Below are 16,929 nucleotides of genomic sequence, written 5' to 3' on the forward strand. Positions count from 1 at the left end.
CCGCGGTGCGTGCCGGCTGGCTTGCGGGTTGTGACAGTCCGTGCCTGAGCCGTGCCCTGTTTCTGTGGTGGAACGTCAGCCTTTCCAATGCAGCGCCGTGACCAGCGTGAAGAGACGCCGCGCCGTGTCGAGATCGCAGGTGATCTTGCCCGAGAGCCGCTCCATGAGCAGGGTGGCGGCCTCGTTGTGCAGGCCGCGCCGGCCCATGTCGATCGCCTCGATCTGTGCCGGATTGGCGGTGCGTATGGCCTGATAATAACTTTCGCAGACGAGAAAATAATCCCGCAGGAGCCCACGGAAGGGCGTCAGCGAAAGGATATGCGTAGCGACCTGCGCACCGCGCTCATCGGTGATATCGAGCGCCAGCTTGGCGTCGTGCAGGGCGATGCGCAGATGATATGGGCCATCGTCGCGTCCCGGTAGCGCGAACAGATTTTCGTCCAGAAGGTCATAAATGGCGACCTGGCGTTCGTGTTCCTGATCGGGCGTGCCGGGCCCGATAGAGGTTTCGTCGAGCGTCACCGAAACGAGCCGATCACGCGCTGATTTATCGCTTGTGTTCATGATGGCCTTGTTGTGTCGGCAGGTGCCTGCGCGGCGGTATCGCGCGCAAGACGGATCGCAACGGATCGGGCATGGGCGGAAAGACCTTCGGCCTCGCCAAGGGCGACGGCGGCGGGGCCGAGGCTTTCGAGGCTCGCCGGCGTGCATTTCAGGATCGAGGTGCGTTTCATGAAATCGAGAACGCCCAGACCTGAGGAAAAGCGGGCGGACCGGGCGGTTGGCAGCACATGGTTGGAGCCGCCCACATAATCGCCGATGGCCTCCGGCGTATGGGCACCGAGGAAGATCGCCCCGGCATTGCGGATCTTGTCACCAAGGGCATCCGGCTGCGTGCACATGATTTCGAGATGTTCCGGTGCCAGCCGGTCGGCGAGCGCCACTGAATCCTCGAGTTTTTCGAGAAGAAGGATGGCGCCGAAATTCTGCCAGCTCGCCGAGGCGATATTGGCGCGTGGGAGGATCGCGAGCTGGCGGGCGACGGCCGCTTCGACCTCATCGGCAAGGGCCGGATCATCGGTCATCAGGATCGATTGCGCGGCGGAATCATGCTCGGCCTGGGCGAGCAGGTCGGCGGCGATCCATTCGGGATTGGCGGTCTTGTCGGCAATGATCAGCACTTCCGAGGGGCCAGCGATCATGTCGATGCCTACCGCGCCGAAGACGCGGCGCTTGGCGGCGGCGACATAGGCGTTGCCGGGACCGACGATCTTCGCCACTGGCGCGATGCTCTGCGTGCCATAGGCCAAAGCCGCCACTGCCTGGGCGCCGCCGATGCGATAGATTTCATCGACGCCGGCAAGATGCGCCGCGGCGAGGACGAGCGGATTGAGCGAACCGTCCGGTGTCGGTACCACCATGACGAGGCGCGGCACGCCCGCCACCTTGGCGGGCACCGCATTCATGAGCACCGAGGAAGGATAAGAGGCGGTGCCACCCGGCACATAAAGACCGGCAGCCTCGACCGGCCGCCAGCGCCAGCCGAGTTCGACACCGAGGGAATCGGTGAAATCCTCATCGCGTGGCTTCTGGCGTTCGTGAAAATCGACGATGCGTTTATGAGCGAGTTCGAGAGCGGCGAGGACATCGGCGGAACATTGGGAAAGCGCGGCTTCAATGTCCTGGGCCGCGATGCGTGGGCCCTGCGCGCCGAAGGCGACGCGGTCGAATTTGAGCGAATAATCGGCAAGCGCCGCATCACCTCGCGCCCGCACATCGGCGATAATCGTCTCGACCGCGTGATCGACATCCGCAGCGGCCTCGCGTTTCATGGCCAGAAGGGCCTCGAAGGAGGGGCTGAAATCGGATTTACGCGTATCGAGCCGGAGCGGCATAATTTCTTTTCTCCAGAGGGGCAGTCAGTTGGTCTTTGCGATGCGTTGGTCTTTTAGGGGCTATGTCTGGCTAAGCCGCGAAACCGGGCCTGACGGGAGGATGGGCAACGGCGGAGCCTTGGAAGAGAGTTAATCGCCCCTGAGCGCGGCGGCAAGCAGCGCCAAGCCGGCGCATGGTCCGCCTTGCGTCGCGCCCTCCTATCATGTTTCAGTCCTCTCCGTCTGCCCTTCCTTCCGTGCTTTGATGGTGTCTCTCTTTCGCCATAACTTTGTGAGGTCTGGATGATCGAAACCGAAGCCGATGGGACCCGTCGCTATCTGAAGAATGGACAATTGCACCGGGAGGATGGACCAGCCATCGAATCGCCGGACGGCAGCACGGAATGGTTCTTCGAAGGCAAGCGGCATCGCCTGGATGGACCGGCGGTCGAGGATGCCAGCGGACTCAAGGAGTGGTTCCGCGACGGGGAATTGCATCGGATCGATGGGCCGGCCGTGATCGACCCCGATGGCGATCTCGAATGGTATCAGAACGGCCAGCGCCATCGCGAGGGCGGTCCGGCGATCGAATATTCGGATGGTTCCAAATTTTGGCTGAGGCACGGACTGTTGCATCGGGAGGATGGGCCAGCGGTCGAACGGGCCAGTGGTGAAAACGAGTTCTGGCTGAACGATCGGCAATTGCTGTTCGAAGAATGGCTCGAGGCGCTCAACCTGGACGATGACGCAAGGCGTATCTTGTTGGACCGGCTTGATGCAAACTAGAATCAAATCTCTTTTCGATGGAAAACGAGTCGTTGCGTGACCGTGAGCCATCGAAATCGTCTCGAATGTTTTGCAATAGCGCGTGGCGGTAGCAAGCCTTCATGGAAAGGGGGAAGCGGTGATTTTTTCGGGAAAGTGGGAAGCAACCATGGGCGGCGTGGGTTCCGTCGCAACCAGCCTTTTGCTGGCCGTCTCGCTTGCGGCCTGCAACCAGACGACGGCGGCCAATGCGCCGCAAGTGGCTGCGGCTGCTGCTCCCTCCGTGCCGCAACGTCCTGATTTGCCACCGGATGCCTCCTGCACAAAGGCTTTTGACCGTTATCAGAATGTCCTGAAGGCGGATGTCACGACCGGCAATGTCGAGCAGAAAGTCTTCGACCAGATTCAGACCGAATTGGCCAAGGCGGGAGCTGCTTGCGCGGCGGGTCGCGATGGCGAGGCCATGGCGTTGATCCGCTCTTCGCAGGCCAAGCACGGCTATCACGTCTGATCTTATCTCATCCCCTTCAGGGCGTGGCGGATATAGGTCAGCATGAATTGCGGCATCCGCTCTTCATCGAAATCGTTGGGAGAGAAGACCGGAACGAGAGCGCTTAGTTCCGGCAGGCTTTCCGTGGCGGCAAAATCGGCGAAGCGTTCCTGCAAGGCTTTGGCCGTCAGCGGGCTTCTCACCCGTTTCATACAGGCGAGCCGCGGCAGATCGAAAACCAGCGTCCAGCCGGGCTCGATCATGACGTCGCTTGGCGTCAGGCCGGTTTCTTCCTCGAGTTCGCGCCGCACGCTGCCTTCGAGATCAATCATGCCGTCCATGAGATCGCTGGGATCCGGCGTGCCGGCCGGAAAATAAATTCGGCCGGCGCTTGCGGTATGGCTGTTCATCTGGCCGAGCATGAAAGCGCCGTCGGCGGAAACCAGCGCCGCCATGGCGAAGCAATTATAGACCGGCGCGCCGGGGAAGCCGAAATCACGCCACGCTTGAAAAGCCTTGTAATCGACCTCGAAACCATGGCCGGAAAGGAGCCGGTGGCTATCGTCGCGCCCCAAGGCGTAATCCTGCATGAGCAGGACGCGGCCATTAAAAAGATGTGGGTTTTCCGCCGTCAGCTTTGCCCAGTGCCGGTCGATGCGCTCGGCCTCCTTATGGGCGAAATCCCAGTTTTCTTCGACATGCGTATAGGAAATGTCGTCGACCGTTTCGATGGCGGCCGGGGGCAATGAAGAAACCATGGGAATCCTTTGAGCGGGGCTTAAGAGATGGGCTGTCGTTGACAGGGGAGGGGGTTTACCGTCAAAAACAGGCACTTCGGTCTTGCTTTGGTCTTTCCTGGCACGGCTGCGCCCGGACCATTGTCGGGGCATTTTCCGGATCGACTCCTTTCCTGCTTCAAGGTCCTTGAAAATACTCTCAATTTTATAAACGCCCCGTCCGTCACCTCCGGCGAGACTGCGGGACCAGGCCACAGTCGCGATCCCCAGGGGTTTCGAACGCGCGGGCACATCGGCTGAAACGAGCTTAAACGATAATGGCGCCTCCTCTTCTGCTTTTGCAAAACATCATGCTGACGCTTGGCGGCAAGCCTTTGCTGGAATCGGCCGAGCTCTCGGTTTCGGCGGGGGCCCGTGTCTGCCTTGTCGGTCGCAACGGATCCGGCAAATCGACGCTGTTGAAAATCGCCGCCGGTCTCATCGAGCAGGATGGCGGCACGCGCTTCATGCAGCCGGATGCGACGATCCGCTATTTGCCGCAGGAACCTGATTTTACCGGTTTCGCGACGGCGCTCGCCTATGTCGAGGAAGGATTGGGGCCGCTCGATGATCCCTATCGCGCCCGCGCGCTGTTGAACGATCTCGGCCTTACCGGCGAGGAAGATCCGCGTACCCTTTCCGGCGGCGAGGCGCGGCGTGTGGCGCTTGCCCGCGTGCTCGCGCCGGAGCCCGATATTCTGCTCCTCGACGAGCCGACCAACCATCTCGACCTGCCGACGATTGAATGGCTGGAAGGCGAGTTGAAGGGCCTGCGCTCGGCGCTGGTGCTCATCAGCCATGACCGGCGCTTCCTGCAAAATCTTTCCCGTCAGACCGTCTGGCTCGACCGCGGCCGCACGCGCAGCCTGAATCAGGGTTTTGCCGGATTCGAGGCCTGGCGCGATCAGGTGCTGGAGGAAGAAGAACAGCAACAGCACAAGATGGACCGCAAGATCGCGGCCGAGGAAGACTGGCTGCGTTATGGCGTCACGGCAAGGCGCAAGCGCAACCAGCGGCGTCTTGCCGCGCTCAACACCATGCGTAGCGAGAGGCGCCAGCGGCAGTCGCGCTCGGGTGAGGTCCAGCTCGTTGCGACCGAGGGCAAGGTCTCCGGTAAGCTGGTCATCGAGGCGGATGCGATCTCCAAGGCCTATGGCGATCGCGATATTGTGAAAAATCTCTCTTTGCGGGTGCTGCGAGGCGACAGGCTCGGCATTGTCGGCGGCAATGGCGCGGGCAAGACCACTCTTGTGAAGCTTTTGACCGGCGCGCTCGCCCCCGACAGCGGTACGGTCAGGCTCGGCGCGAGCCTGCAGATGGCGACGCTGGATCAAAGCCGCTCAAGCCTTGATCCGCAGGTGTCGCTCAAGGATGCGCTCACCGGTGGCGGCAGCGATTTTGTTGAAGTCAATGGCGAGCGCAAACATGTCATCGGCTACATGAAGGATTTCCTGTTCGGACCGGAACAGGCGCGCACGCCCATCGGTCAATTGTCCGGCGGCGAGCGCGGGCGGCTGATGCTGGCGCGGGCGCTCTCACAACCCTCGAACCTGCTTGTGCTCGACGAGCCGACCAATGATCTCGATCTGGAAACGCTCGATCTCTTGCAGGAGATGCTCAACGATTATCAGGGCACAATTCTGCTTGTCAGCCATGATCGCGATTTTCTCGACCGTGTGACGACATCGGTGCTGATGGCGGAGGGTCAGGGCCGCTGGATCGAATATGCGGGCGGTTATACGGATATGCTGGCTCAACGCGGCTTCGGTGTCGAGCAGCGTCAGAATGCGGCGAAATCCGCCGGCAAGGCGGGAGATAAGGGTGGGGATAAAGGCGTCAAGGCGGAAACGGAGCGCCCGGCCTCGGCGAATGAAAAAGCCGGCAAACGGCGCCTGAGCTTCAAGGAGAAACACGCGCTCGAAACCCTGCCCAAGAAGATCGAGGAACTGCGCTCGGTCAAGGACAAGCTGCAGAAAATGCTTGACGATCAGGATCTCTACCAGCGCGAGCCGGAAAAATTCGCCAAGGCGAGCGAGGCCTTCGCCAAGGCCGATGCCGCGCTTTCCTCCGCGGAGGAAGAATGGCTCGAACTTGAGATTCTGCGCGAGGAAATCGGCGGCTGATGTTCCGGCGCCGCGAATTGCTATGATATTGGATAGGATTCGGGCCTGCGGCTCCGGTCCTCGGGATTATTTTTCTGTCTGTCCTTTTGTGGTATTTTGATATTTTGTGGTCTGTGTATGATCCATGAAGACGTATGGAAACGGGTGACGACTGGGGCTCACCTCGGCGGGCTCATATGTATGTTTCCGTATGGTTGTGCTTGAAAATTTCTGTATTTCTGAAGATTCCAGTCATGCACTGGAGCCGTTCTCACAAGAACTGTTCCTCGGTAAATTACCTGAAGAAATTCTGTTCCAAGAGAATTCGCTGCGCCGTCAGGGCGGCCATATAATCGCGCACCGGTTCCAAGCCATTCTTATTCATTAAAATGTTGCGGCTTCAAGTGAGAATTCTGTTCCGGCAGGATTCGTTCGCCCGGATGAGGAGAGCCAATGAAAAACAGCTTGTTTGCGCTGGTATGCGCCGGGATGCTTCTGAATATCCCGACTCTTTCCGCACAAGAGGTCCTCTCAGCCGAAGATGCCCGCGAAATTGCGCGTGACGCCTATATTTACGCTTATCCCATGGTGTTGATGCATGTGACGAAACAGGTCGGCACCAATGTTGCCGAACCTGTCGGCATGCGGGCGCCCGTCAATCAATTCGCCCATGCGCGAAGTTTCCCCAACGCTTCGTTCACCGATGTGGTGCGTCCGAATGCGGATACGCTTTACAGTGCATTGACCTATGATGTTTCCAAAGACCCTCTGGTAATCATTGTTCCTGATTCCGGTGGACGCTATTTCCTGTTGCCGTGGCTTGATGCCTGGAGCGACATTTTCACGTCGCCTGGGGAAAGAACGACTGGCACAGAGGCGCAGACCTTCGCCATTACTGGACCGGCCTGGCGGGGAAGTTTACCGGCAGGGATCCGGGAATATAAAAGCCCGACGGGAACAGGGCTCCTGATCGGTCGGACGCAGACCAATGGCACCTCGGATTATGCCGCCGTCCACAAGTTTCAGGATGGTCTGAAGGCCGTTCCATTGAGCGCCTATGGCAAAGCCTACACGCCGCCGAAGGGCGTCGTGAACCGCAATCAGGACATGAGTGCGCCACCCGATCAGGTCGACAAGTTGGATGCGGCGGCCTATTTCAGTCTTTTCGCGGAGCTGATGAAGACCAATCCGCCGCATGACAATGATCATCCAATTCTCGACAGAATGCGGCGGATTGGTTTCGTGCCGGGCAAAAGCTTCGCGCTGAGTGACGCGCCGGATAATGTGCGGGAAGCTCTGAAGGCGGCTCCGGCAGCGGCGCTCGCACTCATCAAGGCGGGATGGAAAAGCTCGGGCGTCCTCACCAATGGCTGGCGGACCAATCTCACAGCGATCGGCACCTATGGAACCGATTATTTGCATCGGGCCGGTGTCGCCTATGCCGGGCTCGGCGCCAATGTCATCGAGGATGCAATCTATCCAACCGCTCTCGCGGATGCCGATGGCCAACCCTTCAGCAGTGACAGGCATTATCGGATTCACTTCGACAAGGACCGGATTCCGCCGGTTCGCGCTTTCTGGTCGTTGACCATGTATAACGACCATCAGCTCTTCGCGGAAAATCCCATCAACCGTTACGCTATTGGTGATCGAGACCCGCTCCATTTCAACCCTGATGGGTCATTGGATCTCTATATCCAGAGGGAATCGCCGGGAGCTGAGAAGGAAACGAACTGGCTACCGGCACCCGCGAGCGGCTCTTTCAGCATGAATCTCCGGCTTTATTGGCCAAAGCTCGAAGCGCTCAACGGCTCCTGGTCACCGCCGCCCGTGAATCATGTGGAGTGAAGAGAGCCAATCTCATCGTGGATTGGAAGGTATATGCACCCGTGCAAGGAAAGCCTGCGCGAGAAGAATACCGATCGCCGCGCCGAATGTACTTGCCGCCCAATTGTCAATGCCGGGGGAACGGCCCGGGATCCAGATTTGACAGAATTCGAAGAAGGCGGAGGCGCTGGAAAAGGCGACGATCTGTTTGAGGCTCGAGAGGCGGGAAAAGGCAAGCTTCGTAACCAGCGCGGCAAGCACATAGGCGATGATGTGCTCGATATTGCCAGAGACGCCGATATGTGGACGATGCCGTGCGGGGACCACGGAGAGGATTGTCAACAGGATCCAGGAGCAGGTGGCTAGCGAGATGAGCATGTAAGACGCCCGTCGGTACCAATAGGCGGCCAGTTTCTCATCATTTGAAGGAACGGGGTGAAGCACGGTCGATGCCTATGAAGTTGAACAGGGGAGGAGAAGATGGATCATCTTCTCCTCGTTGCATAGTCAGGCGTGATTGTCCGCAATTGCTTTTTGCGGCTTGTGGGTGGTTACGGCGCCGAGGAACCGCAGAGCGACGAGACTGCCGAAGGCGCAGAAATTGATCAGGAAAATGCGGGTAACGATGACTACGGTGAAGGCCGCTGTGCCGAGACCGAGAGCGATGTCGATGATGAGCAGCGTGCCTTCATAGACGAAAAAGCTCGCGAGAAAGGCCGCGGCCAGCCCCATGGCGCCTGGCAGGTGACGACATAGTGCACCGGCAGTCTCGCAGCAGGCGATGGTGATGACACCAAGCACCGCGCCCCAGGCGAAGGTCGTCGCATCGATAGGGTAATGCAGGCAGGTGAAACCGACGATCTGGTTGGCGAGCCAGACGGAGAAGGCGGTGTACAATGCCTCGCGCCGGCTCAATGTCGCGGCGGCAATGGCGGCGAAAGCTGCCAGCGGGACAGCACAGGCGAGGGCGAGACTGAAGACGAGGCTCAGCGCGACAAGAAAGAGGCTCCAGCCCATGCGTTTTCCCGTGGCACTTTGGCTCAGGGCAAGTGTATTCGGCATGCGTTTCTCCTGGTTGGGTTCAGTTTGAGAAAAAACACTCATCCGTCAAGGTTTGCCGGCTAAATGCGGAAGAGGACGTCTTTCCCACAGAGGGTGGGAATCATCGCGCCATGCTCCGGTCGGTCGGGTCCGGCCGGGTGAGGCCAAGCCAGCGGGCGCGCAGGCTGTCCCAAAGGGCGAGGCGCGACCAATCCGGCCGCGCGACGACTTTTTCGGTTTGTGGGTCGAGGAACGGGTTCGGGAGCAATATGGTCAATTGCTGTTCGTCGGCGCCGTTGAAGAACTGGATCCCCCAGGACATGGGAACGCAGCCACCATTGATACGGCGATAGAGTTCGGCCCGGCTGGTGCGCCTGTGGCGTGCGAGTTCTGGACCGGTCGGCTGGCTGCGCGAGCCTTTGTTGTCGCCGATACAGATGTGAAAATGCGTATGGCCGAAGGCGACGGTGAGATAGCCGTCGAAGAGGCTGATCGAGGTCGGCGGTTGCTCGGCGTGGATTTCGAAGGCCGCTCCCTGAATGATCGGGCCGAAGATGATCTCCTGCCAGTGATGGGTAAAGAGATCACGCAGGAGTGTATCGAGGCTCGCGCAATCAGTGGGGAGTGGGAAAATATCCATCTCCACGCCATCCGAGCTAACTCTCCTTTGCGGCACGGTCTCTACGCTCGTGTCTATCGTCATGGTTGGTTCTCCCGTTGTGTCATCGGATCACCATGTCACTTTCAGGCCACCGTAGATGGATCGCCCGGCAGTTCCGTAATTGAAGACTTCTTCGTAACGGGCATCATTGACGTTCTGTATGCGTCCGAACCAGGTAAGGTTCTCATTCATGCGATAATGAGCATAGAGATCAATCCGCGCATAGGGATGCAGCATGACGTTTTGTCCTGCCGTGTAATCGTAGTCGGGGTTTTCGCCGACGAAATAGCCGCGCGCCTCGAATTCGAAATCGGCTATGCCGTTATAGGTCAACGATAGCATGCCCTTGTTGCGCGGGCGGCGTGGGACCGGTTGATCGGTGTCGAGATTTGTCGCGACGAGAAAAGTGTAACTCGCCTGCGCCCGCAGAATTCCAGGGACAAGAACGGCCTCGGCCGCGACCTCAACACCCTTTGTCTCGGCTCGTCCGATATTATTGTAGCAGCCGAAGACCTGAACGGACGTGCAGCTCGCGGAACTATCGAAAGTGATCAGATTGCGATAGTGGTTTTCGTAATAATTGGCGGCGATCGAGGCGCGCCCTCCGGCAAGACTTTGTTCGAAACCGGCATCATATCCGATACTATATTCGGGGGCGAGGGAGGGATTGCCATAATCGCTGAACCGTTGATAGAGCGAACCATAACGGGCACCAGTGCCACCTGCCGCGCGCAGTTTCGTGCCGGTCTCCGCGGTGCGATAGGCTCCGGTCACACGCCAGGTGGTGAAGGTCGGGCCGTAATCGATCGCGTCCACACGGCCGCTATAGGTCAGATCGAACCGGTCGAACAGCGTCAACTGGTGCTGCGCGAAGCCGGAATGTGTGGACTGGCTTGCAGAGATTGGCTCGAATGTTCCGAAGGGCGCGGGAGCCTGTGAGGTGCTGGCATATTCGGTCTCTGTACGCAGGCCGAAGGTCGCAAGCCCGAAGGGGCCGAGTTCGAGATCGCCCTGATATTCGGCACCAAGCCGGGCGCCGTGATAGCCGCGCTCACAATCGAACGCATTGTAATTTGCGTCGTAGCAGGATTGACGCTGCCAAATCGAACGGTCGGTGACATTGCCGAAAAAAGTCAGCCGGTTATGCAGGCGGTGATCGAACAGATCGGCTTTGCCCTGAACGAAACCTTGCAGGAAATTCTCGCGTTGGTGATTGAGCGGATTGAAGACATCGGCTGGGTTATAGGCATAGGGATTGTCGAATCGTATCGAACTTGAGGTGCCGATAATGGCCGCCTCGATCGAGGCATCCTGCGTGAGATCATAGGCGATCCGACCATGAAAACCGCCCTTACGCGTCGGATCCTCCGAGGGGAGCGGCGGCAGTGGGGTGACGCCATCGCCGATCGTGACTGGCCGCGTAATCCTGTAGCCGTAACGGGGGAAGGCCCCTGTATAGAGCGCATCGACGGCAAAAGCATAGGACAGATTGCCGGTGCTACCGGAGAGCGAGGCGCGTGTATGTCCGGTCGCATAGCTGCCGCCTTCCATGAGCATGCTTGCGTGCGGCGCGCCTGTGCCTTTGCGGGTGATGATATTGATGACGCCGCCCATGGCGGAAGAGCCATAAAGCGCAGATTGTGGGCCGCGCAGGACTTCAATGCGGTCGAAATCGGTGACGACGAGGCCGCCGAGATCGACCGAGCCGTCCGTCGATGAGGGATCACCGATGCGCACACCGTCGATCATGACCAATGTTTGCCCCGGAGTGGAGCCGCGCAGAAAGACGGATGTCGTCGTACCGGGGCCGCCGGTTTCGTAAAGATCAAGGCCCGGCACGCCCTGCAGGACATTGGGTAGACCGAACGAGCCGCGTTTTTCGATTTCCTCGGCGGGAATGATTGTGATCGAAGAGGCGGTCCGGCTAACGGGTTCGAGAGTACGGTCGGCCGTGACGGTCAGTTCAGGCAGAGCTTCCTCGGCCTCGCCAGGCGTGATGAGTGCGGGGAGAAAGCAGGTGAGGGGAAGGAGGTGCGAAAACGCAGAACGGTTGAAGAACGGAAAAGCAGGCACGCGGAAAAAGCTCGCAGCAAACGTGGGCCGTCACTGCGAAAGGTCGTGATTCTCATGCCTGCGAACGAACAAGCAGGAAGACGACCGCCTCGGTGCACCCCGCCCGACGCCTTCGCGCGTGACCACGAATGACGGCAGGTCTCCTGGCTCATGGGTCATCGCCTTGAGACCGCCTTCCCGGAACATACCATTCCAGTGGCTTTGTGGTCGTGGCTCGCCATTAACAGTTGCGGGGGCAGCTGCGGCTTTGCGCGAGAGCGCGCACCGCATTCCCTATTGATCCCTTTCGGGAACCGTCATCTTGAAAGTGCGGAAACGGGGTAAAATTGTCAAGCTGGAAAATCTGCCTCCTGATATCGGCCGGGTGCACCTGTTCCTTTCACCCGGTCTGATGCCTTCCCGCAGGGTTTCGCTCGACGTTACAGGGATTGTTCGCGGACCATGATAAGTGTTTCCTGGTTCGCCGCCTTTTTCGATCGGTTGTGATACTATAGAACGCATCTGCGTCCCGCTATGACGCTGCATTTCAGTACGTAAAATTCAGGTGTCGTCTCAATGTCGATCCGGCACCTCCCTTTGAGTGGAACTGTATGTTCCATACATTAATTTCATCTATATTCAGCGACGAGGTGTTGACTTGATGCGGCCATAACAATGGCCGCATTTTTGTTTGTGTTTAATTCTCTGTTTGCGTTTGATTCGACGTCGGGACGTTGATGGGAACTGAAATGGAATCAGCTTACGCCGGATGTTCACTGCGCGCATTCCGGATTGGCTATGCACCCCCAGCTTCATCAAACTGGCGTTTGTTCAACAGACGCCCATCGCTAAAATCGCTTTGACCGTGAACAAGCCGATAGGCGGGGCAGGCGCGCACGTCTGGTGTCGTGCGAAGGAATGATGCCGGAAAAAGGTCGGGAAGCGTCGGCACTGACCGAGCGAACTGGCTTTGGAGGCGCTGGTTTCCATGGTACCGCCACCCCGGCTCGAACGGGGGACCTCTAGATCCACAATCTAGCGCTCTAACCAACTGAGCTATGGCGGCTCGACAAATCAAGTGTCAGCGCGGCGGAAACTAAGAGGATCGTGCGGTGAATGCAAGCACGAAGGCGAAAAACCTTTCAAGAATTCTTCTTAAAGCGATTCCCGCCATGGCGGACTCTCCGGCTGCTCTCCCGGCTAACCCTCATTGTCTCGTCGGCTGCAGAAATTACCCAAGAGATGCAAGTGTAAAATGCAGCTTAGTTTGCATTTCTGCTATTAAGGTTAATAATTCACTTCCTATATCAGATTTGCTCTGCCGCTACTCCCCCGATAGACCGCTCGGCTCCGAACGGTTAGGGTTTCGTTAATAGTCCGCCTTGAACTCCCGCCTCAAGCCGGTGTGCCTCGCGTCTCTCAGGGCTCGTGCCTCTCAGGGAAGGTCTCGACCGATGGATATGTTCAGCTTCGCGCCGGACCTTTCGGAAACCGCTATCCTGCTCTGTCTCGACACTTTCCTGCAAAGACCGGCCTCCCGGGATGGCTTCGGCGCAGGCGTCGTTCTAGGGCTGGAAATGCAGGGCGAGGGGCAAGGGCAAGGAGAGCGGCAAGCTGAAGATCTGTTTCTGGCCTTTGCCAGCCGGGCGGCGCTCGATCTTTTTGCCGTGGCGACGCTGGAGGCCCTCCGGGACCGTTTTTTCCGCCCCGCCGATCCGGCGCTTTGCCGGTTGGTCGAGACTCTCGATAGGCCGGGGCCCTGCTTGACGCGAATGCGGTTTTTCGTGTCCGGTCGCAGCATCCTGCTGGTGTTGTGGTGCCGGTTCGTCGATCATGATGGGCGGCGTCTGCTCGTGTTGGTCGATGCGCAAACCTATCGGCCGCGGCCTTTGTCTGTGTCTGGGGCTCTCCCTGATTCGGCCGGTTCCCTCTCCGATCCAGCGATTGAAGCTCAAACCGAGAATAGGGACGAATTGGCGGTCATCGCCGCTGATCTCGCGAGCCGCTTTCCGGCCCCCCGGCCGCTGCGTTTTCTTTGGATTACGGATGCGGAGCGTCGCCTCCTCACCCTTGGCCGGCAGGTTTCCGACGTGACCGGCATTGATGCCGATGCCTGGCAGGGGCAGGATTTCGCTGCCTTGATCGCGACTTTCGATCCGGAGGGAGCCAAGGCGCTGGCAGCAGAATTTGTCAGGGAGAGCACGTTTCAGAATGTGAAACTCGCCTGGCCGATTGCCGGACAGCCGGCTTCCGTGCGCGTTTCGCTGGGGGGCACGGCGCGGCGGGATGGGGCGGGCCGTTTCGCGGGCTTCAGTGGCTTTGGGCTGGTCCATAAGGACCAGCTTTTTCATCGTAGTCTGGCGGAAGAAACCGCAGGCTCGTCACCGGAGCCTCAATCTTCGCCGGTGCAGGCGTTAGAAACCCTGAACGCAGAAGCGCAAAATCGCCCGCCCGCGCCGGATGGGGCTGATTCCTTCACCGCAATTCCCGGGGTGGGCGCCCTGCATGATACCGCCCTCGCATCGACTTCACGGCTGCGCGATGATGGAATCGTGAGGCGGGAGACCGCCCAGCGCAAGGCGCTAGAAGCCCGCATGCATGTTTATGAGAATGAAGCGCGCGAACTGCATGCCATTCTCGATACGGCGACGGATGGCGTGGCAGTGCTCAACGGCGAAGGCATTATCCTTTCATTGAACCGGTCCGGGGAAGCCCTGTTCGGCTACGATCGCGGTGAGGTCGAGGGACAGCCGCTGGCCATGTTGATCGCGCCGGAAAGCCGTGACTGCGCCATTGATTATTTCCATGGTCTGAAGACCGGCGGCGTCTTCAGCCTGCTGAATGACGGCCGCGAGATCTTCGGCCTCGCCCGGCAGGGCGGCCGGATTCCATTGTTCATGACGCTCGGCCGCATCGGTCTGTTTGGTACGGTTGATTCCGGGGAAACTCTACCCGCTTCTGAAAAATATTGCGTGCTGTTGCGCGACATGAGCCATTGGAAAAAGATCGAGCAGGAGCTCGATGCGGCGCGGCGCGAGGCGGAGCGGGCGAATACAGCGAAATCCGATTTCCTGGCCAAGATCAGCCATGAGATCCGTACGCCGCTCAATGCCATTCTCGGCTTTACCGAAGTCATTATGGATGAACGGTTCGGACCGATCGGCAATGAACGTTACAAGGATTATCTGAAGGACATTCATATGTCCGGCGCGCTGGTCATGAGCCTCGTCAATGATCTGCTCGATCTTTCGAAAATCGAGGCCGGCAAGCTGGAACTCGATTTCGCCGCCGTCGACACCAATCAAATCCTGACCGAATGTATCGCCATCATGCAGCCGCAGGCCAATCGCGAGCGCATACTCCTGCGGCTGTCGCTGGCGCCCGCGCTGCCGCCGGTTCTCGCCGATGAAAGATCCCTGCGTCAGATCATTCTCAACCTGCTCTCCAATGCGGTGAAATTTACCGCGCCGGGCGGTCAGGTCGTCGTCACCACTGCTCTTGCCGAAGGTACACGGACGTTGATCCGTATTCGCGATACGGGATCCGGCATGTCCGAGGAAGACATAGGCATAGCGATGCAGCCTTTCCGCCAGCTTCCTTCGGCGAAATCCAACATCGGTACAGGTCTTGGTCTGCCGCTCACCAAAGCTCTGGTCGAGGCCAATAATGCTTCCTTCTCCCTGACGAGCCGCAAGAATGAAGGGACCGTGGTGGAAATCCTGTTCCCGTCGGCGAAAGCGCTCGCCTGAACGCCCTGCCGCTTTCCGGGGGACGATGGCGGGGATTGACCGTGCCCTATTGTCTGTCTTGGATTTTATGGAACCAGTTTCGGCCTGTTCAATTGTTTTTAAAACAAGCAAGGAGGCTTGAGGCCGGTGTAATTGGGCTCGCGCCTCCGGGAATGGGAGGTTGCGATGGGTGGCGGTTGTCTGAAGGACGAAAAGGTCAAAATCAAACCGGAATCAGATGTCGAGGAAAATGACAGCGCCGAACTCGATCGCGAACTCGCCGCGACGTTTCCGGCCAGCGATCCTCCAAGCATTACACGCCGGGAAGCGCGGAAAGTGATCCGTGAGGAGATAGTCAAGGTCGAGGAAACCGGCAAGCCGGCGGACAGTCGCTGAATGGCACTCGCTGAATGGCTTTGGTGAAATGAAAGGGCGGCCGGCGGTCGCCCTTCATTTTAGGTAGGTTTTCTTCTCTGCGCGCCGCTTTGCCTTTCCCTCGCCCGCCCGATGCTTTATGAGGCCTCCCGAGTTTTTCGGGACTTTGACCATGGCCTCCTATGACATGCGCTTCGCCTGCGCATTTCTCGATCTGACACCGCAGCAGCGGCTGTCGCATATCATCGATACGACTTTTCCGGATTGGCACAGACATGTGAACGAGGGCGTCAACCTCGTCTACGACAATGCCTGCAGCATGATTCAATCCGTCACGGAAAAGATCTTCGGCGTCGATCCGGAGGCCCCGGTACCGGAAGGCGCGGAGGGCGAGAGCTTTTCCATCGTCTCGTCGCGTCTCGCCCTGCCGATCGAAACGGGACATGATCAGTTCAACCCGGATGCGGGAGCCTTTGCGCCGCCCGGGACGCTGCTTGGTGCGGCGCGTCCCTTTCTCTTCATGTTTGAAACAGCGGTCCGGGCGATGAGCAGTGAAGATGCCGCTTTCGAACCGCGTTTTTTGCTGCCGCAGACGGAAGAGGAACGGCGCGCGCTCGGCAATTGCTATGGCGAGGTGTTTTCCGTCCAGTTGCGGTTCTGGACACAGGATCTCGCGGATTATCCCGCGCGCCTCGTTGCGTTCCGGGAAACGCTCGCCGAGTTCCCTGACGTTTTCATCGCCGAGAAAGTGTTTCACGCACCACTGCGCAAGCCCTTGCGCTTTCGCCTGAAGCACAAGGAACCTTTCGATGAGGTGGAGACGGCGGTGACGGCCATCGCCATCGGGAGAACCCTCGCGCCGCAGGTCTGATTCGTCCGCAGTAAACTCATCCGTCAATTGTTAATTCTCCGAAAGGGCGCGGGATCGTATGGGATCACGCGCCCTTTTGCTTGTTACGCGCCGTTTCCCTTGGGAGGGCGGCAGTTAAAATTTGTGGATTTCTTTGCTTCAAGTTTGAGCAATCGGCGCGGCGTTTCACTGCCTATTAACCCTAAGCCTTTCAAATAAGCCGGAACTTTTCATCATTGCCGCGCCGCGCCCAAAATTGGCGGCGTTTGACCACCCATGAAATCCCATGTTATCCCAAATCGTCCCGTTACGAACATTGGCACGACGGCTTTCAGCGGCCCGCTCTCGCGGCCGGACGCTGATGTCTTGTCCGATGTTTGGGAGGACG

Annotated in this window: 14 protein-coding genes, 1 tRNA gene and 1 riboswitch; of the genes, 7 read left to right on the plus strand and 8 right to left on the minus strand. The window is 58.9% G+C overall.

Translation table 11 applies throughout. The features are described 5' to 3' along the window. Positions 1 to 75: 75 nt before the first annotated feature. Positions 76 to 564: a UPF0262 family protein gene (locus tag DL88_RS06085; protein WP_034993435.1), complete on the minus strand. Its 489-nt coding sequence runs from the start codon at positions 562 to 564 to the stop codon at positions 76 to 78. Continuing rightward, on the minus strand, positions 561 to 1,895 hold the full coding sequence (gene hisD, locus DL88_RS06090; protein ID WP_051955652.1) for a histidinol dehydrogenase: 1,335 nt from the start codon (positions 1,893 to 1,895) through the stop codon (positions 561 to 563). The genes DL88_RS06085 and hisD overlap by 4 nt, the downstream gene beginning before the upstream one ends. Before the next feature lie 282 nt (positions 1,896 to 2,177). Here hisD and DL88_RS06095 point away from each other — a divergent pair, with 282 nt between their 5' ends. Together DL88_RS06095 and DL88_RS06100 are read left to right on the plus strand one after the other, a co-directional pair. After that, on the plus strand, positions 2,178 to 2,660 hold the full coding sequence (locus tag DL88_RS06095) for a hypothetical protein (protein WP_051955653.1): 483 nt from the start codon (positions 2,178 to 2,180) through the stop codon (positions 2,658 to 2,660). A 148-nt stretch (positions 2,661 to 2,808) separates the two neighbouring features. Next, entirely contained in the window at positions 2,809 to 3,150 is a 342-nt protein-coding gene (locus DL88_RS06100) for a hypothetical protein (protein WP_034993437.1), read from the plus strand. A 2-nt stretch (positions 3,151 to 3,152) separates the two neighbouring features. On the opposite strand, the gene DL88_RS06105 is transcribed toward DL88_RS06100, so the two are convergent. Further along, entirely contained in the window at positions 3,153 to 3,887 is a 735-nt protein-coding gene (locus DL88_RS06105) for an NUDIX hydrolase (RefSeq protein ID WP_034993439.1), read from the minus strand. Positions 3,888 to 4,183: 296 nt separating this feature from the next. Between DL88_RS06105 and DL88_RS06110 the strand changes: the two genes are divergently transcribed. Both DL88_RS06110 and DL88_RS06115 read left to right on the plus strand, forming a co-directional pair. Further along, positions 4,184 to 6,028 carry an ABC-F family ATP-binding cassette domain-containing protein gene (locus tag DL88_RS06110; protein ID WP_034993442.1) on the plus strand — a complete coding sequence of 615 codons (1,845 nt, stop codon included), beginning with the start codon at positions 4,184 to 4,186 and terminating at the stop codon, positions 6,026 to 6,028. A 432-nt stretch (positions 6,029 to 6,460) separates the two neighbouring features. Then, positions 6,461 to 7,855 (plus strand): DUF1254 domain-containing protein, encoded by a 1,395-nt coding sequence (locus DL88_RS06115; RefSeq protein ID WP_034993444.1) that lies wholly within the window; start codon positions 6,461 to 6,463, stop codon positions 7,853 to 7,855. A gap of 12 nt (positions 7,856 to 7,867) precedes the next feature. Here DL88_RS06115 and DL88_RS06120 read toward each other — a convergent pair whose 3' ends face one another. From DL88_RS06120 to DL88_RS06140, 5 genes are all read right to left on the minus strand, one after another. Further along, complete coding sequence (locus tag DL88_RS06120) at positions 7,868 to 8,212, minus strand: VanZ family protein (protein ID WP_034993447.1); 345 nt, start codon at positions 8,210 to 8,212, stop codon at positions 7,868 to 7,870. 129 nt (positions 8,213 to 8,341) lie between these two features. Then, complete coding sequence (locus tag DL88_RS06125; RefSeq protein WP_051955654.1) at positions 8,342 to 8,896, minus strand: hypothetical protein; 555 nt, start codon at positions 8,894 to 8,896, stop codon at positions 8,342 to 8,344. Positions 8,897 to 8,996: 100 nt separating this feature from the next. After that, on the minus strand, positions 8,997 to 9,578 hold the full coding sequence (locus DL88_RS06130) for a DUF7676 family protein (RefSeq protein ID WP_034993449.1): 582 nt from the start codon (positions 9,576 to 9,578) through the stop codon (positions 8,997 to 8,999). A gap of 27 nt (positions 9,579 to 9,605) precedes the next feature. After that, complete coding sequence (locus DL88_RS06135; RefSeq protein WP_051955656.1) at positions 9,606 to 11,609, minus strand: TonB-dependent receptor plug domain-containing protein; 2,004 nt, start codon at positions 11,607 to 11,609, stop codon at positions 9,606 to 9,608. A gap of 116 nt (positions 11,610 to 11,725) precedes the next feature. Further along, positions 11,726 to 11,922, minus strand: a riboswitch (cobalamin riboswitch). Between the two features lie 655 nt (positions 11,923 to 12,577). Then, positions 12,578 to 12,654 (minus strand) — tRNA-His (locus tag DL88_RS06140). 388 nt (positions 12,655 to 13,042) lie between these two features. Here DL88_RS06140 and DL88_RS19270 point away from each other — a divergent pair. The 3 genes from DL88_RS19270 (at position 13,043) to DL88_RS06155 (ending at position 16,562) form a co-directional block, all read left to right on the plus strand. Further along, positions 13,043 to 15,337 (plus strand): PAS domain-containing sensor histidine kinase, encoded by a 2,295-nt coding sequence (locus tag DL88_RS19270; RefSeq protein ID WP_051955657.1) that lies wholly within the window; start codon positions 13,043 to 13,045, stop codon positions 15,335 to 15,337. A 165-nt stretch (positions 15,338 to 15,502) separates the two neighbouring features. Further along, the gene (locus DL88_RS06150; RefSeq protein ID WP_034993452.1) at positions 15,503 to 15,712 is read left to right on the plus strand and encodes a hypothetical protein; all 210 of its coding nucleotides are present in this window, start codon (positions 15,503 to 15,505) and stop codon (positions 15,710 to 15,712) included. Between the two features lie 151 nt (positions 15,713 to 15,863). Further along, on the plus strand, positions 15,864 to 16,562 hold the full coding sequence (locus DL88_RS06155; protein WP_034993456.1) for a hypothetical protein: 699 nt from the start codon (positions 15,864 to 15,866) through the stop codon (positions 16,560 to 16,562). The last annotated feature ends 367 nt before the right edge of the window (positions 16,563 to 16,929 follow it).

The organism is Beijerinckia mobilis (assembly GCF_000745425.1).
GTDB lineage: Bacteria > Pseudomonadota > Alphaproteobacteria > Rhizobiales > Beijerinckiaceae > Beijerinckia > Beijerinckia mobilis.

Excerpts from the sequence above, each read along its gene's own strand:
- DL88_RS06085 (WP_034993435.1), bottom strand. The coding sequence starts at position 564 with ATGAACACAAGCGATAAATCAGCGCGTGATCGGCTCGTTTCGGTGACG.
- hisD (WP_051955652.1), bottom strand. The coding sequence starts at position 1,895 with ATGCCGCTCCGGCTCGATACGCGTAAATCCGATTTCAGCCCCTCCTTC.
- DL88_RS19270 (WP_051955657.1), top strand. The coding sequence starts at position 13,043 with ATGGATATGTTCAGCTTCGCGCCGGACCTTTCGGAAACCGCTATCCTG.
- DL88_RS06125 (WP_051955654.1), bottom strand. The coding sequence starts at position 8,896 with ATGCCGAATACACTTGCCCTGAGCCAAAGTGCCACGGGAAAACGCATG.
- DL88_RS06155 (WP_034993456.1), top strand. The coding sequence starts at position 15,864 with ATGGCCTCCTATGACATGCGCTTCGCCTGCGCATTTCTCGATCTGACA.
- DL88_RS06105 (WP_034993439.1), bottom strand. The coding sequence starts at position 3,887 with ATGGTTTCTTCATTGCCCCCGGCCGCCATCGAAACGGTCGACGACATT.
- DL88_RS06100 (WP_034993437.1), top strand. The coding sequence starts at position 2,809 with ATGGGCGGCGTGGGTTCCGTCGCAACCAGCCTTTTGCTGGCCGTCTCG.
- DL88_RS06095 (WP_051955653.1), top strand. The coding sequence starts at position 2,178 with ATGATCGAAACCGAAGCCGATGGGACCCGTCGCTATCTGAAGAATGGA.
- DL88_RS06115 (WP_034993444.1), top strand. The coding sequence starts at position 6,461 with ATGAAAAACAGCTTGTTTGCGCTGGTATGCGCCGGGATGCTTCTGAAT.
- DL88_RS06120 (WP_034993447.1), bottom strand. The coding sequence starts at position 8,212 with ATGCTCATCTCGCTAGCCACCTGCTCCTGGATCCTGTTGACAATCCTC.
- DL88_RS06150 (WP_034993452.1), top strand. The coding sequence starts at position 15,503 with ATGGGTGGCGGTTGTCTGAAGGACGAAAAGGTCAAAATCAAACCGGAA.
- DL88_RS06130 (WP_034993449.1), bottom strand. The coding sequence starts at position 9,578 with ATGACGATAGACACGAGCGTAGAGACCGTGCCGCAAAGGAGAGTTAGC.
- DL88_RS06110 (WP_034993442.1), top strand. The coding sequence starts at position 4,184 with ATGGCGCCTCCTCTTCTGCTTTTGCAAAACATCATGCTGACGCTTGGC.